Source organism: Burkholderia sp. DN3021 (assembly GCF_049805555.1).
In the GTDB taxonomy this organism is placed as follows: Bacteria; Pseudomonadota; Gammaproteobacteria; order Burkholderiales; family Burkholderiaceae; genus Burkholderia; species Burkholderia pyrrocinia_C.
On the sequence record NZ_JBNCAB010000027.1, the window covers coordinates 1 to 15,839 of the forward strand.

The 15,839-nt window shown below is 69.0% G+C and carries 12 protein-coding genes; 9 read left to right on the forward strand and 3 right to left on the reverse strand.

Features of this window, described 5'->3' with window-relative positions:
- Positions 1–182: 182 nt before the first annotated feature.
- Positions 183–3,413: an efflux RND transporter permease subunit gene (locus ACPUER_RS15640; protein ID WP_425131525.1), complete on the reverse strand. Its 3,231-nt coding sequence runs from the start codon at positions 3,411–3,413 to the stop codon at positions 183–185.
- Positions 3,414–3,685: 272 nt separating this feature from the next.
- Here ACPUER_RS15640 and ACPUER_RS15645 point away from each other — a divergent pair, with 272 nt between their 5' ends.
- The 6 genes from ACPUER_RS15645 to yjfF all read left to right on the forward strand — a co-directional run bounded on the left by ACPUER_RS15645 (position 3,686) and on the right by yjfF (position 9,146).
- Positions 3,686–3,964 carry a DUF4148 domain-containing protein gene (locus tag ACPUER_RS15645; protein ID WP_310136167.1) on the forward strand — a complete coding sequence of 93 codons (279 nt, stop codon included), beginning with the start codon at positions 3,686–3,688 and terminating at the stop codon, positions 3,962–3,964.
- A gap of 15 nt (positions 3,965–3,979) precedes the next feature.
- Complete coding sequence (locus ACPUER_RS15650) at positions 3,980–4,189, forward strand: hypothetical protein (protein ID WP_310136169.1); 210 nt, start codon at positions 3,980–3,982, stop codon at positions 4,187–4,189.
- 296 nt (positions 4,190–4,485) lie between these two features.
- Positions 4,486–5,448 carry an ABC transporter substrate-binding protein gene (locus tag ACPUER_RS15655; protein WP_034182440.1) on the forward strand — a complete coding sequence of 321 codons (963 nt, stop codon included), beginning with the start codon at positions 4,486–4,488 and terminating at the stop codon, positions 5,446–5,448.
- A gap of 61 nt (positions 5,449–5,509) precedes the next feature.
- Positions 5,510–7,024 carry a sugar ABC transporter ATP-binding protein gene (locus tag ACPUER_RS15660; protein ID WP_425131561.1) on the forward strand — a complete coding sequence of 505 codons (1,515 nt, stop codon included), beginning with the start codon at positions 5,510–5,512 and terminating at the stop codon, positions 7,022–7,024.
- Positions 7,021–8,061 carry an ABC transporter permease gene (locus ACPUER_RS15665; protein ID WP_105393297.1) on the forward strand — a complete coding sequence of 347 codons (1,041 nt, stop codon included), beginning with the start codon at positions 7,021–7,023 and terminating at the stop codon, positions 8,059–8,061. The genes ACPUER_RS15660 and ACPUER_RS15665 overlap by 4 nt, the downstream gene beginning before the upstream one ends.
- On the forward strand, positions 8,058–9,146 hold the full coding sequence (gene yjfF / locus ACPUER_RS15670; RefSeq protein ID WP_425131526.1) for a galactofuranose ABC transporter, permease protein YjfF: 1,089 nt from the start codon (positions 8,058–8,060) through the stop codon (positions 9,144–9,146). The genes ACPUER_RS15665 and yjfF overlap by 4 nt, the downstream gene beginning before the upstream one ends.
- A 119-nt stretch (positions 9,147–9,265) precedes the next feature.
- Here the strand turns inward: yjfF and ACPUER_RS15675 are convergent, their stop codons facing one another.
- Together ACPUER_RS15675 and ACPUER_RS15680 are read right to left on the reverse strand one after the other, a co-directional pair.
- A complete protein-coding gene (locus ACPUER_RS15675) occupies positions 9,266–10,354 on the reverse strand; it encodes an aldose epimerase family protein (protein ID WP_425131527.1) in 1,089 nt (362 codons plus the stop codon).
- A 27-nt stretch (positions 10,355–10,381) separates the two neighbouring features.
- Complete coding sequence (locus ACPUER_RS15680) at positions 10,382–11,575, reverse strand: XylR family transcriptional regulator (RefSeq protein ID WP_425131528.1); 1,194 nt, start codon at positions 11,573–11,575, stop codon at positions 10,382–10,384.
- A gap of 273 nt (positions 11,576–11,848) precedes the next feature.
- Here ACPUER_RS15680 and xylA point away from each other — a divergent pair, with 273 nt between their 5' ends.
- The 3 genes from xylA (at position 11,849) to xylF (ending at position 15,788) form a co-directional block, all read left to right on the forward strand.
- The gene (gene xylA / locus ACPUER_RS15685; RefSeq protein WP_425131529.1) at positions 11,849–13,171 is read left to right on the forward strand and encodes a xylose isomerase; all 1,323 of its coding nucleotides are present in this window, start codon (positions 11,849–11,851) and stop codon (positions 13,169–13,171) included.
- Between the two features lie 4 nt (positions 13,172–13,175).
- Positions 13,176–14,666, forward strand: a complete 1,491-nt coding sequence (gene xylB / locus ACPUER_RS15690; RefSeq protein ID WP_425131530.1) for a xylulokinase — start codon at positions 13,176–13,178, stop codon at positions 14,664–14,666.
- Between the two features lie 93 nt (positions 14,667–14,759).
- Positions 14,760–15,788, forward strand: coding sequence for a D-xylose ABC transporter substrate-binding protein (gene xylF, locus ACPUER_RS15695; protein WP_072440550.1), 1,029 nt, complete (start codon positions 14,760–14,762; stop codon positions 15,786–15,788).
- Positions 15,789–15,839 lie beyond the last annotated feature (51 nt).

Below are 15,839 nucleotides of genomic sequence, written 5' to 3' on the forward strand. Positions count from 1 at the left end.
CGACGAGCGGGACGGCCAGCTTGCGGCCGCGACGGGGCGGCGAAGTGTCGGGCGCCGTGTCGCGCGCGGTTGACGGTGCCGTGTCCGCTTCGGCGGCCGGCGGCGGGGCGAGAGGTTCGGTCGAGTCGTTCATGATGGGTTCCGGGTCGGGCGAGTCGAAGGGAATCGAGGTTAAGTCGCGATCAGCGCAATGCCGGCGTTTCCTGCGCGCGGCGCGCGGCGGCCGCATCGCGGCGCCGGTCGAGCCATGCATGGATGAAGCCGAACACGACGGGCACGAACAGCAGCGTCGACAGCGTGCCGAACGCCAGCCCGCCGATCACCGCGCGGCCGAGCGGCGCGTTCTGTTCGCCGCCGTCGCCGAGGCCGAGCGCCATCGGCAGCATGCCGATCAGCATCGCGAGCGCGGTCATCACGACCGGGCGGAAGCGGCTGAAACCCGCGTCGAGCGCGGCCTGCCACGGCGGCGCGCCGCCCGCCATCAGCTCACGTGCCGCGTTGACGACGAGGATGCTGTTCGCGGTCGCGATGCCGATGCACAGGATCGTGCCGGTCAGCGCGGGCACCGACAGCGTCGTGCGCGTGACGAACAGCATCCATGCGATGCCGGCGAGCGACGCGGGCAGGCCGCCGACGATCGCGAGCGGGTCGAGCCACGACTGGAAGTTGACGACCATCAGCAGGTAGACGAGCGCGATCGCGAGCGCGAGGCCGCCGAGCAGCCCGGCAAACGACTCGTGCATCGCCTGCACCTGGCCGCGCAGCACGATCGACGAACCGGGCGGCAACTGCGCGCGCGCATCGTCGACGAGCTTCGTCACGTCGGCCGTGACGCCGCCGAGATCGCGCCCCTGCACCGACGCGAAGATGTCGAGCACCGGCTGCACGTTGTAGTGCGAGACGACCGCCTGCTGCGTCGCGCGCGAGAAGCTGCCGAGCGAGCCGAGCAGGTTCTGCGCGGGCGCGCCGGCCGCCGGGCCGCCGGCCGGCGTCTGCGGCGAACGCGCGGTACCCGCCGGCAGCGGCACGTTCGCGAGTGCCTGCAGCGAATCGACCGAATACTGCGGCGTCTGCACCAGCAGCGGATAGCTGACGCCGTTGCGCGGGTCGAGCCAGAAGTTCGGCGTGGTCTGCGAGCTGCCGGACAGCGCGATCAGCAGGTTCTGCGCGACGTCGCGCTGTTCGAGGCCGGCCTGGATCGCCTTGGTGCGGTCCACGTTCACGTTGATGGCCGGCTCGTCGCCGGGCTGCTGGATGCGTGCGTCGACGAGGCCGCGCACGCCGCGCAGCTTCGCGAGCAGCGCGTTCGCGACCGCGCGGTTCTGGTCGAGCTTGTTGCCGACGATCTGGATGTCGATCGGCGCGGGCAGCCCGAAGTTGAGGATCTGGCTGACGATATCGGCCGGCAGGAACGCGAACGTCACGCCGGGGAACGACTGCGCGAGCAGGTTGCGCAGCTTCGCGACATAGGCGGCGGTCGGCGCGTGGTTCGGCTTCAGCGTGATCATCACGTCGGCATCCTCGGTGCCGATCGGGTCGGACGAGTCGTACGTGAGGTTGATCCCGCTGACCGGCACGCCGATGTTGTCGAGCACGCTCGCGATGTCGTTCGCGGGAATCACGTCGTGGATGCGCGCTTCCACTTCGTCGGTCAGGCGCGCGGTTTCCTCGATCCGCGTGCCGGTCGGCGCGCGCAGGTGCAGGCGGATCTCGCCGGTGTCGACCGACGGGAAGAAATCCTGCCCGGCGAACGCGAACAGCGCGGTCGATGCGGCGCATGCGAGCAGGAACGCGGCCGCGAAACGGCGGCGGCGCGCGATCGCCGCCGACAGCAGTGCGCGATAGCGCAGCCGGACCGACTCGAAGCGATGCTCGAACGCGGCCTGGAAACGCGCGATCCGAGCGAACACGCCGCGCGGCGGCCGGCCGTGCCCCTTCGCGCGCATCAGCGCCATCGCGAGCGTCGGCACCAGCGTGCGCGAGAAGAAATACGACGCGACCATCGCGAAGATCACCGCCTCGGCCATCGGCACGAACAGGTAGCGCGCGACGCCCGTGAGCAGGAACATCGGCACGAACACGATGCAGATCGACAGCGTCGACACGAAGGTCGGCACCGCGATCTCGCCCGCGCCGGTCAGGATCGCGTCTTCGAGCGGCGCGCCGCGTTCGAGGTGGTGCGTGATGTTCTCGATCGCGACGGTGGCATCGTCGACGAGAATCCCGACCGCGAGCGCGAGCCCGCCGAGCGTCATGATGTTGATCGTCTGGCCGAGCGCGGCCAGCGCAAGCAGCGACGTGAGCACCGCGAGCGGAATCGACACCGCGATGATCAGCGTCGCGCGCCAGCTGCCGAGGAACAGCAGGATCATCAGCGCGGTGAGGCACGCGGCGATCAGCGCCTCGCGCACGACGCCCTGGATCGCCGCTTTCACGAACACCGACTGGTCGCCGAGCGCGGAGATGTGCAGCGCCTTCGGCAGGCCGGCCGCGATCTTCGGCAGCATCGCCTTGACCTGGTCGATGATCGTCAGCGTCGACGCGCTGCCGGTCTTCTCGACGGTCAGCAGCGCCGCGCGCTTGCCGTCGGCGCGCACGATGTTGGTCTGCGGCGCGTAGCCGTCGCGAACGTGCGCGACGTCGCGCACATAGACGACGCTGCCGCCGATCGTCTTCACCGGCAGGTTGTTCAGCGCGGCGACCGTCTGCGTGCTGCCGTTCATCTGCACGTTGTATTCGCGCGTGCCGATTTTCGCGGTGCCGCCGGGCAGGATCAGGTTCTGCGCGTTGATCGCGTTCACGACGTCGATCGGCGCGAGCCCTTTCGCCTGCAGCGCGCGCGTATCGAGATCGACGACGATCTGGCGGATCTTGCCGCCGAACGGCAGCGGCACGGCCGCGCCCTGCACGGTCGCGAGCTGCGTGCGGATGAAGCTGTTGCCGAGGTCGTAGAGCTGCTGCTCGGCGAGCGTGTCGCTCGACAGCCCGAGCTGCAGGATCGGCACCGTCGACGCGTTGTACGTGATGATGTTCGGCGGCAGCGTGCCGGGCGGCAGGATCCGCAGGATCGACGCGGAATTGCTCGCGGCTTCAGCGATCGCGCGATTGATGTCCGCGCCGGGGTGGAAGAAGATCTTCACGACCGACACGCCGTTCAGCGACTGCGATTCGATGTGCTCGATGTCGTCGACGTCGGACGTGAGCGCGCGCTCGTAGTTCGACGTGATGCGCTTGGCCATGTCCTCGGCGGAGAAGCCGTTGTACGACCAGACGATGCTGACGACCGGGATGTCGATGTTCGGAAAGATATCGGTCGGCGTGCGCAGGAGCGCGAGCGGTCCCGCGATGAAGATCAGCAGCGCGAGCACGACGAACGTATAGGGCCTGCGTAATGCCAGCCGGACGATCCACATGATGTTTTCCTCGAAGCAGGGCAAGGGGGGGCCGCATTCGATGCGACGAGCCTGCAGTCTGACGATGCCGCGTTGACCTGGCCCTGACTCGAAGATTACGAAGCTGTTATCTGCGTGCGGTGCGGCGGATTTCAGAATTGTCATCCGGCGGTCAGCGTCTCGCCGGCCGCGATCACCAGAATGAACGTGTCAGGCGGCGAAAACGCATCCGCGGTCCCGCCGGCGGCGCATCGACGATGCGTCCTCATCGAACCGTTCTCGGGAGTTTCATCATGAATCGCAGACTGATCGCAGCCGCCGCGCTGCTCGCACTCGCAATCGGCACGCCGGTCGCCGCTTTCGCACAGACGTCGTCGTCGGGCCTGACGCGCGCCGACGTGATCGCCGATCTGGTCCAGGCGCAGCGCGACGGCACCGTGCCCACGTCGAACTGGGACTATCCGCCGAGCACGCGGACGATCGCGCGCAATCGCGAGCTGTATGCGATCGCACACGGCGAGCAAGGCACCGCGACCGCATCGGCGTCCGTGCCGACCGTCAGCGTGCAGTAAGCCGGGAGTCGGGCGATGAAGTTCCTTTCCCGACTGGCGATCGCCGCGCTGCTCACAGCGGCGGTCGCGCCGGCGTTTGCGCGCGGGCAGCCGCAACTGCCCGATGACGACGGCGGGCGCGCCAGCGTGCTGCGCGGGTTGAATCCGGCGCGGGCGCATGCCGCCGGCGTCGCGTCGAATTCGAGCGGCGAGACTGACAGGAAGGCGGCGGCCCGCCGGAACTGAGTCTCGTCGAGCGCCGCGGCGATGGCCGTCCTGGTTCCCGGTTTCGGGGGCGGCGCGTCGTCCGCTGCCACTCCTGGCGCCCCCGCGCGCTTAGGTGTTTATACGTATGCCGATTCCGATATCGCTTCAATCCAAGATTTCATTGGAAGGTTATCGGACTTGTTCCTAGACTGATCCGGGGCATGCATACCGGGCCGGGCCGGCCGGACACGCTGCCCGGCACAGCCCTGAACCGCGCGCGCCAAGCAGAAACAGAACAGCGCCGCGGCATACAACGACATCATCGGAGACGGACCATGACATTCATCAGGAAGCTGGCGGCCGGTGCGATCGTCGCCGCGGCGACGGTACTCGCGCCCGGCGCGTTCGCGCAGCAAAAGCCGATCACGCTCGGGTTCTCGCAGGTCGGCGCGGAAAGCGCGTGGCGCACCGCGAACACGGTGTCGGTGAAGGGCGCGGCGAAGGACGCCGGCATCAACCTGAAATTCTCGGACGCGCAGCAGAAGCAGGAGAACCAGATCCGCGCGATCCGCTCGTTCATCGCGCAGAAGGTCGACGTGATCGCGTTCTCGCCGGTCGTCGAATCGGGCTGGGAGCCGGTGCTGACCGAGGCGAAGGCCGCGCATATCCCGGTGATCCTGACCGACCGCGCGGTCGACGTGAAGGATCCGTCGCTGTACGTGACGATGATCGGCTCCGACTTCCTCGAGGAAGGGCGGCGCGCGGGCCACTGGATGGAAGAGCGCTACAAGAACGACGCGGGCCCGATCAACATCGTCGAGCTGCAGGGCACGGTCGGCTCGGCGCCGGCCAACGATCGCCGCGCCGGGCTGCTCGAAGTGATCAAAAGCAATCCGAAGTTCAAGGTGATCGCGTCGCAGAGCGGCGACTTCACGCTCGCCGGCGGCAAGCAGGTGATGGAAGCGTTCGCGAAGACCTACGGCAAGCAGATCAACGTCGTCTACGCGCACAACGACGACATGGCGCTCGGCGCGATCCAGGCGATGGAGGAAGCCGGGATCAAGCCCGGCAAGGACGTGAGCGTCGTGTCGTTCGATGCGACGAAGGGCGGCTTCCAGGCGATGATCGCCGGCAAGATCAACGTCGACGTCGAATGCAGCCCGCTGCTCGGCCCGCAGCTGATGAGCGCGGTGAAGGACGTCGTCGCCGGCAAGCCGCTGCCCAAGCGCATCGTGACGAACGAGACGGTGTTCCCGATGAGCGTCGCGGCGCAGGTGCTGCCGACCCGCAAATACTGACATGGTCCGCACGGGCGGCGGCGCGGCGGCCGCCGCCGGCGACGGCTTCGAGGGAGGGTTCATGACGAGTCCGCCGGTGGTCGAGATGATCGGCATCGACAAGGCGTTTCCGGGCGTCAGCGCGCTGCAGCGCGTGAGCTTCCGGCTGTTTCCGGGCGAGATCCACGCGCTGATGGGCCAGAACGGCGCGGGCAAGTCGACGCTGATCAACGTGCTCACCGGCGTGCATGCGCACGACGCGGGCGAGATTCGCGTCGGCGGCGAGCCGGTGCGCTTCGCCGCGCCGCGCGAGGCCGAGGCGGCCGGGATCCAGACGCTCTATCAGGAAGTGAACCTGTGCGCGAACCTGTCGGTCGCCGAGAACATCTTCGCGGGCCGGCAGCCGATGCGGCGCGGCGCGATCGACTGGAACGCGATCCATGCGCGCTCGCGCGCCGCGCTGGCCGAACTCGACCTGTCGCTCGACGTCACGCGCTCGCTCGACGCGTATCCGATCGCCGTGCAGCAGATGGTCGCGATCGCGCGTGCGGTTTCCGTCGATGCGCGCGTGCTGATACTCGACGAGCCGACGTCGAGCCTCGACGACGGCGAGGTCGCGCGGCTGTTCGACGTGCTGCGCCGGCTGAAGGCGTCGGGCATCGCGATCCTGTTCGTCACGCATTTCCTCGAGCAGACCTATGCGGTGTCCGACCGGATCACCGTGATGCGCAACGGCGAGCGCGAAGGCGAGTACCTGGCGCGCGACCTGCCGGTCGACGTGCTGGTCGCGAAGATGACCGGCCGCGAACGGATGTCCGACACGCTGCAGGCGGGCGCCGCCGCGGTCGAGCGCGCGGCCGGCACCGCCGCGCCGTTCCTGTCGATGCGGCAGGTCGGCCGGCGCGGGATGATGAGCCCGCTCGATCTCGACGTGCGGCCCGGCGAAATCGTCGGGCTGGCCGGGCTGCTCGGCTCGGGGCGCACCGAAACCGCGCAGCTCGCGTTCGCCGCGGAGCGCACCGACACCGGCGCGATCGAGATCGACGGCGCGCGCAAGCGACTCGCGTCGCCGCACGATGCGGTCCGGCACGGGATCGCGTATTGCCCGGAAGACCGCAAGAAGGAGGGCATCGTCGCCGCGCTGTCGATCCGCGAGAACATCGTCCTCGCGCTGCAGGCGCGGCGCGGCTGGTGGCGGCTGATCGGGCGCGCGCGCCAGCGCGAGATCGCCGATGCGTACATCGCGCGGCTCGGCATCAAGGCGCGCGACGCGGAGCAGCCGATCGGGCTGCTGTCGGGCGGCAACCAGCAGAAGGTGCTGCTCGCGCGCTGGCTCGCGACGGACCCGAAGCTGCTGATTCTCGACGAGCCGACGCGCGGCATCGACGTCGCCGCGAAGTTCGACATCATGGAGCGCGTGCTCGCGCTGTGCGCGACCGGGCTCGCGATCCTGTTCATCTCGTCGGAGATCGGCGAGGTCGTGCGCGTGAGCCACCGGATCGCGGTGCTGCGCGACCGGCGCAAGGTCGCCGAACTGAGCGGCGCCGACGCGTCCGAAGAGCAGGTTTACCGGCTGATCGCGGGAGGCCAGTCATGATGCGTGTACGCACGCTGTTTCGTCATCCGCTTGCGTGGCCGGTGCTGACGCTTGCGCTGCTGTTCGCGCTCGACGTCGCGCATCGTCCGGGCTTCCTGTCGATCGCGCTGCTCGACGGCCACCTGTTCGGCGCGCCGATCGACATCCTGAACCGGGCGGCGCCGCTCGTGATCGTGTCGCTCGGGATGACGCTCGTGATCGCGACGCGCGGGATCGACATTTCCGTCGGCGCAATCGTCGCGATCGCAGGCGCGGCCGCGGCGATCGTGCTCGAGGCCGATCCGTCGCGGGTCGGCACGGCGCTGGCCGCCGCGCTCGGCGTCGGGCTGCTCGCGGGCGCGTGGAACGGCCTGCTCGTCGCGTTCGTCGGGATGCAGCCGATCATCGCGACGCTGATCCTGATGGTGGCCGGCCGCGGCATCGCGCAACTGCTGACGGGCGGCCAGATCATTCCGATCGGTGCGCCCGGCTATCTCGCGCTTGGCGGCGGTTATCTGGCGACGGTGCCGTGCTCGGTGTGGATCGCGCTCGCGACGATCGCCGCGACCGCGCTGCTGGTGAACCGCACGGCGCTCGGGCTGTTCATCCGCGCGATCGGCGTGAACCCGGTCGCCACGCGGCTCGTCGGGCTGCGCTCGGGCGCGGTCGTGTTCGGTGTGTACCTGTGCTCCGGCGTGATGTCGGCGGTCGCGGGCATCCTCGCGAGTTCCAACGTGCGCAGCGCCGACGGCAACAACGCGGGGCTGCTGCTCGAACTCGACGCGATCCTCGCGGTGACGCTCGGCGGCACGTCGCTGCTCGGCGGCCGCTTCAGCCTCGCCGGCTCGGTGCTCGGCGCGCTGATCATCCAGACGCTGACCTACACGACCTATTCGATCGGCGTGCCGCCGGAGGCGACGCTGGTCGTCAAGGCGGTCGTCGTGATCGTCGTGACGCTGATCCAGTCGGACGCGGCGCGCGCGCTCGTGGTCCGGCACGCGTCGCGGCTGCTGCCTTCCGCGCGTTCGCGCGCCACCTCCGGAGCCACGCCCCGATGACCCGATTCCTTGGCCGGCTCGCCGACCCGCGCACGCTGCCGATCGTCGTGACGATCGTGCTGTTCGCCGCGCTGTTCGGCTTCGGTTCCGTGATGTACACGGGATTTTTCTCGATGCAGGTGCTGACCGGTCTGCTCGTCGACAACGCGTTCCTGCTGATCGTCGCGATCGGCATGACGTTCGTGATCGTGTCGGGCGGCATCGACCTGTCGGTCGGCTCGGTCGTTGCGCTGACAACGATCTTCTGCGCGGTCGGCGCCGAGCGGCTGCACTGGCCCGTATGGGTGATCGTGCCGCTGGTGCTCGCGTTCGGCGCGCTGTACGGCGCGGCAATGGGTGCGCTGATTCATTACTTCCGGCTGCAGCCGTTCATTGTCACGCTGGCCGGGATGTTTCTCGCGCGCGGCGCATGCTTCCTGATCACGACGCAGTCGATCACGATCAACGAGCCGACGTTTCATGCGATCGCGGGCGTCAGCGTGCCGGTCGGCGGCGGCACGCTGAGCGCGGGCGCGCTGATCGCGCTCGCGACGCTGGCCGCCGCGATCTACGTCGCGCATTTCACGCGGTTCGGCCGCAACGTGTATGCGATCGGCGGCAACGAGCGTTCGGCGCTGCTGATGGGGCTGCCGGTCGCGCGCACGAAGATCGGCGTCTATGCGCTGAGCGGGCTGTGTTCGTCACTCGGCGGCGTGGTGTTCACGCTGTACGTGCTGTCGGGCTACGGGCTGCAGGCGCAGGGGATGGAGCTCGACGCGATCGCCGCGACCGTGATCGGCGGGACGCTGCTCACGGGCGGCGTGGGCTATGTGGTCGGCTCGGTGTTCGGCGTCGGCATCCTCGGCACGATCCAGGTGCTGATCACGTTCGACGGAACGTTGAGTTCGTGGTGGACGCGGATCGTGATCGGCGCGCTGCTGTGCGTGTTCTGCGTGCTGCAGCGGGTTATCGAGCGGCATGCAGCGCGGCGGCGCACGGGCGGCACGGGGCTCGGCGCGCAGCAGCCGAAGCGCGACTCCGCGCACGCGCGGCCGGCCGAGCCCGGCGAGGACGCGGCGCTGGTGTCGACGATGCGGCGCGTGTAGTGCGTGTCGTGGAGCGCACGGCGCGCGCCGCGCGGTGACGGGCAACGGGGTAGCGGCACGCGCGACGTGGTTGATGCCTGGCCGCCGGTGCTTGTTGTCGAAGGCGGTCGGCGCGCGCGTTACGTGCGAACGGCTACCCGGTACAGAGTGGTCTGACGATAGACGGCGCCCGGATGAAGGATGACGTCGTCGCGCAGGTCGGCCATGTTGACCTGGTCCGGAAAACCGCCGGCTTCGACGCACAGCGCGGCGTGTTGTGCGCACCGCGTGCCGCCCCTCACGCGCACGCCGTCCAGATAGTTGCCGGTATAAAGCTGGAGGCCGCGCTGATCGGTCGACACGACCAGCTCGCGGCCGCTTTCGGGATCGTAGATGCCGGCGACGGGCCTGGCCGCGCGCGCGCCGTCGCGCAGCACGAAGCAGTGATCGAAGCCGCGCGCCCTTGCAAGCTGCGCATGCGGCCAGTCGAGGCGCGCGCCGAGCGGCGCGCTGTGCCGGAAATCGAAAGCCGTGCCGGTCACGTCGGCGGTGCCGGTCGGGATCAGCGCGTCGTCGACCTCGAGGAATGCGTCGGCGTCGATGCTCAGCACGTGGCCGCGCACGTCGCTGCCCGCGCGGCCGCTGAGGTTGAAATAGCTGTGATTCGTGAGGTTGAGCGGTGTGGGCGCGTCGGTGACGCCGGTGTAGTCGATCGTCAGCGTGCCGTCGTCGTCGAGCGCGTAGCGAACCTGCACGCTCACGTTGCCCGGAAAACCCGCGTCGCCTTCCGGCGAATCGAGTCGCAGCGTCAGCCCGCCGCAGTCGTCGACGACTTCCCAGCGCTGGCGGTGAAAGCCGCTCGCGCCGCCGTGCAGCAGATTGCCGTTCTCGTTGCGATCGAGCAGGTAGTCGACGCCGTCGAGCGTGAAGCGCGCGCCGGCGATCCGGTTCGCCCAGCGGCCGACCGTCGCGCCGAGGTAGGCGCCCGATTCGACATATTCCGCGGGCGTGTCGTGCGCGAGCACGATATCGGCGAAGCGTCCGGTGCGATCGGGCGCGAGCCACGACACGACGGTCGCGCCGAGGTCGCTGACGACGACGCGCATGCCGTGCGTGTTGCGCAGCGTATAGCGTCGCACCGAGTCGCCGTCGGGCAGCGTGCCCCACGGCTCGGAAGGCACGCGTGCGACGCCGGGCGTCAGATGGGAGGAATCGGTATCGATGTGCATAGGATGATTCGATGTGAACGGCGGGCTTCAGTGCGCGGCGATCGCGCGTTCCTGGTATTCGCGCGGCGTGCAGCCCAGCTCGCGCCGGAACACCGCGTACATGTACTGGAGCGACGTGAACCCGCAGCGGATCGCGACCTCGGCGCTCGACGCCTGCCGGCCGGCGAGCAGCGCCTGCGCCGCTTCGAGCTTGTGGCGCAGGATTTCCTGGTGCACGGTGCGCTGCAGTTCGCGCCGGAAGTGCTCTTCGAGCAGCGAGCGCGACACGCCGACGTAGTCGGCGACCTGGTCGGTCTTGATGCCCTGGCACGCGTACTGGCGAATGAAGTGGCGTGCGCGCATCACGTGCGGGCTCGCGAGCGGCTCGTGGCGCGTCGAATCGAGCACGTTGATCCCGACGGGCGGCACGAGAATCCGCCGGTCGGGAAAACGCGCGCCGCCCAGCATCTGGTGCAGCAGGTGCGCGGCCGTGCGGCCCATTTCCTCGGTGCCCTGGATGACGGACGACAGCGGAATCCGCGTGAGCGTGCGCGTGAGCGGGTCGTTGTCGATGCCGATGATCGCGACCTGTTCCGGTACCGCGAGGCCCGCGATCAGGCACGCCTGCAGCAGGTGCCGCGCGCGCGCGTCGGTCACCGCGATCACGCCGACGGGCTTCGGCAGTGCGTGCAGCCAGCCGATCAGTTGCTCGATCGCGTGGTTCCAGCCCGATGCGCTGGTCGACAGCCCGCGGTAGATCGGCGCGTCGACGCCGTCCGCGCGCGCGAGGCCGTCGAACGCGAGCTCGCGCTGCTGCGCCCAGCGGTTCTGCTGCGCGACGGGCAGGCTGTACATCGCGAAGTGCGGCAGCCCGGCGCCGATCAGGTGCGTGTACGCGAGCGACACGAGTTTCGCGTTGTCGGTCGCGATATACGGCACGCCGTCCGGATACTGCGCCGGATCTTCGTACGACGAACCGAGCGCGACGATCGGCAGCGGCGATCCGGCGAGCGCGTCGGCGACGGCCGGATCGTCGAAATCCGCGATGATGCCGTCGCCGTCGAAGCGCTCGATGCCGGCGAGCCGGCAGCGGAAATCGTCTTCGAGGAACAGGTCCCATACCACGCGTGTCGAGCGCAGGTACTGGCCGATGCCGCTGATGATCTCGCGGTCGTAGACCTTGTTGGCGTTGAACAGCAGCGCGATGCGGTGCGGCGTCTGGGTGGAAGGGGCGCGGTTCATCTCGGTCTCGAAGCGCGCGCCGTGCGGGGCGTCGCGCCGTTGTCTCCGGGCGCGCGGGCAACGCCGCGCGGCTGTCTGATCTGTCTGGCGTCCGGCGATTGTAGGACGGAACGCGTGCCGTGCGCAGCGCGCTGGCAAGAAACGTTAAGCGTGCTGCGCAATTTCGCAATTGCGGGCGAGGGGGCGCGCGGGCACGATCCAGCCAGATCGAATTCGGCCCGCACGCCAACGCGATGCACGCCGCACTGCAACAAGAAACCGGACGGAGACGCCATGTCGTATTTCGAACATATTCCCGCGATTCGCTACGAAGGTCCGCAGTCGGACAACCCGCTTGCATACCGCTATTACGACCGCACGAAGCGGGTGCTCGGCAAGACGCTCGAGGAGCACCTGCGGATCGCGGTGTGCTACTGGCACACGTTCGTGTGGCCGGGCCACGACATCTTCGGCCAGGGCGCGTTCCAGCGGCCATGGCAGCAGCCGGGCGACCCGCTCGAGCGCGCGCGCCAGAAGGCGGATGCGGCATTCGAGTTCTTCACGAAGCTCGGCACGCCGTTCTATACGTTCCACGACACCGACGTGTCGCCGGAAGGCGACAGCCTGCACGAGTACGTCGAGAACTTCGCGCGGATGACCGACTACCTGGGCGAGCGTCAGCAGGCGACGGGCGTCCGGCTGCTGTGGGGCACCGCGAACCTGTTCTCGCATCCGCGCTTCGCGGCGGGCGCGGCGACCAACCCGAACCCCGACGTGTTCGCGTGGGCGGCCACCCAGGTGCGCCATGCGCTCGACGCGACGCATCGGCTCGGCGGCGAGAACTACGTACTGTGGGGCGGCCGCGAAGGGTACGAGACGCTGCTCAATACCGATCTCGTGCGCGAGCGCGAGCAGTTCGCCCGCTTCCTGTCGATGGTCGTCGAGCACAAGCACCGGATCGGCTTCAAAGGAGCGCTGCTGATCGAGCCCAAGCCGCAGGAGCCGACCAAGCACCAGTACGACTACGACGTCGCGACCGTACACGGCTTCCTCACGCAATACGGATTGCAGAACGACATCCGCGTGAATATCGAGGCGAACCATGCGACGCTCGCCGGCCATTCGTTCCATCACGAGATCGCGAACGCGTTCGCGCTCGGCGTGTTCGGCAGCGTCGACGCGAATCGCGGCGATCCGCAGAACGGCTGGGACACCGACCAGTTCCCGAACAGCGTGGAGGAGCTGACGCTCGCGTTCTACGAGATCCTGCGCCACGGCGGCTTTACCACCGGCGGCATGAACTTCGACGCGAAGGTGCGGCGCCAGAGCGTCGATCCGGAAGACCTGTTCTACGGCCATGTCGGCGCGATCGATGTGCTCGCGCTCGCGCTCGAGCGCGCGGCCGTGCTGGTCGGCAACGACCGGCTCGACGCGCTGCGCCGGCAGCGCTACGCGCAGTGGGACAGCGCATTCGGCCGCGAGATCCTGTCGGGCGGCTACACGCTGGAGTCGCTCGCCGCCGACGCGCTCGCGCGCGGCGTGAACCCGCGGCATGCGAGCGGTGCGCAGGAACGGCTCGAGAACATCGTGAACCAGGCGATCTACGGGCTGCGCTGACGCCATGTATATCGGACTCGATCTTGGCACGTCGGGCGTGAAGGCCGTGCTGCTCGACCGCGCCGGTGCGGTGCGGGCCAGCGCGAGCCGGCCGCTGTCGGTGAGCCGGCCGCGGCCGCGCTGGTCCGAACAGGCGCCGCTCGACTGGTGGGACGCGGCGTGCGGCGCGCTGGCGGCGCTCGTCGCCGACGCGCGTGCGGCCGGCATCGATCCGCATGACATCGGCGCGCTCGGCCTGACCGGGCAGATGCACGGCGCGACGCTGCTCGATGTGCACGGCGAGGTGCTGCGCCCCGCGATCCTGTGGAACGACGGCCGCGCGGATGCCGAGTGCGCGGAACTCGAGCGGCTGGCGCCCACGCTGCGCGCCGTCGCCGGTAACCTCGCGATGCCGGGCTTCACGGCGCCGAAGCTGCTGTGGGTGCGCCGGCACGAGCCGGACGTGTTCGCGCGGATCGCACACGTGCTGTTGCCGAAGGATTATCTGCGCTACCGGCTGACCGGCGTGTTCGCGACCGATCCTTCGGATGCCGCTGGCACGCTGTGGCTCGATGTCGCCAAGCGCGACTACGACGACACGCTGCTCGCCGCGTGCGGGCTGTCGCGCGAACAGATGCCCGCCGTGTTCGAGGGCAACCGCATCACCGGCACGCTGCTGCCGGCCGTCGCGCGCACGCTGGGGCTGCGCGAAATCCCGGTCGTCGCGGGCGGCGGCGACAACGCGGCCGGCGCGGTGGGCGTCGGCATCGTGCGGCCCGGCGATGCGCTGCTGTCGCTCGGCACGTCGGGCGTTTATTTCGCGGTGTCGGACGGTTTCCGCGCGAATCCCGAATCGGCGGTCCACAGCTTCTGTCATGCATTGCCGCATACCTGGCACCTGATGTCGGTGATGCTGAATGCGGCCGGCTGCATTGATTTCACCGCGCAGCTGGCCGGCTACGACGGCGTTGCCGCGCTGCTCGGCGACGCCGAGGCGAACGCGCGCCGTGACCGCCCGTGGTTCCTGCCTTATCTGAGCGGCGAGCGCACGCCGCACAACGACGTGAATGCGAAGGGCGTGTTCTACGGGCTGACGCCCGACTCGCAGCGCGCGGATCTCGCGAACGCGACGCTCGAGGGCGTCGGCTTCGCGCTGCTCGACGGAATCGACGCGCTGCATGCGGCCGGGCTCGCGCCCGACTGCATCACGGTGATCGGCGGCGGCTCGCGCAGCGCGTACTGGACGCAGATGCTCGCCGACCTGAGCGGCCGCGCGCTGACGTTGCGCGCGGGCGGCGAAGTCGGCCCGGCGCTCGGCGCCGCGCGGCTCGCGCATCTCGCGCTCGAACCGGATGCGCCGCTCGACGCGGTGTGCCCGCAGCCGCCGGTGGTGGCCGTGCGCGAGCCCGACATGGCGCGCCACGCGTGGTATCGCGACGCGCGGCGGCCGACGTTTCGCGCGCTGTATCGCGCGCTCGAACCGGTGTTTTCGGCAGGCGCGGGTCATACCGCATAACGCCGCGCCGTGTAGTGGCCAGACAAAGGGCGGCGTGCTTCGGCGGCCGCCCGGCGTTCGTGGGGTTGTCCAATAAAGAGAGGAGTTGGAGACATGAAATCCGTAACGCGTCGTACCGTATTGAGTGCGCTGGCAGGCGCCGCCACGTTGGCGGCTCTCACGCTTGGCGCGCCGCTCGCGCATGCGAGCAAGGACAAGCCGGAAATCGGCTTCTGCATCGACGACCTGCGCGTCGAGCGCTGGTCGCGCGACCGCGACTATTTCGTGGCCGCCGCCACGCAGCTCGGCGCGAAGGTGTCCGTGCAGTCCGCGGACGCGAGCGAGGCGCGGCAGATCTCGCAGATCGAGAACCTGATCTCGCGCGGCGTGGACGTGATCGTGATCGTGCCGTTCAATTCGAAGACGCTCGGCAACGTCGTCGCCGAAGCGCGCAAGGCGGGCATCAAGGTGGTGTCGTACGACCGGCTGATTCTCGACGCCGACGTCGATGCATACATCTCGTTCGACAACCAGAAGGTGGGCGAGCTGCAGGCGCAGGGCGTCTACGACGCGAAGCCGAAGGGCAACTATTTCCTGCTCGGCGGCGCGCCGACCGACAACAACGCGAAGATGCTGCGCGAAGGACAGCTGAAGGTGCTGAAGCCGGCGATCGATCGCGGCGACATCAAGGTCGTCGGCCAGCAGTGGGTGCCGGAATGGAGCGCGTCGACCGCGCTGCGGATCGTCGAGGACGCGCTGACCGCGAACAACAACAAGATCGATGCGATCGTCGCATCGAACGACGGCACCGCGGGCGGCGCGATCCAGGCGCTCGCCGCGCAGCATCTGGCCGGCAAGGTGCCGGTGTCCGGGCAGGATGCGGACCTCGCCGCGGTCAAGCGCGTGATCGCCGGCACGCAGACGATGACCGTCTACAAGCCGCTCAAGCTGATCGCGAGCGAAGCGGCGAAGCTCGCGGTGGATCTCGCGAAGGGCGCGAAGCCCGCGTTCAACGCGCAATACGACAACGGCAAGAAGAAGGTCGACACGGTGCTGCTGCAGCCGACGCTGCTGACCAAGCGCAACGTCGACATCGTCGTGAAGGACGGCTTCTATACCCAGGCGCAGCTGGCGAGCCAGTAACGGCGCGGCGCGCGGACGGCCCACCGGTGCGTCCGCGCGCATACTGCAAGG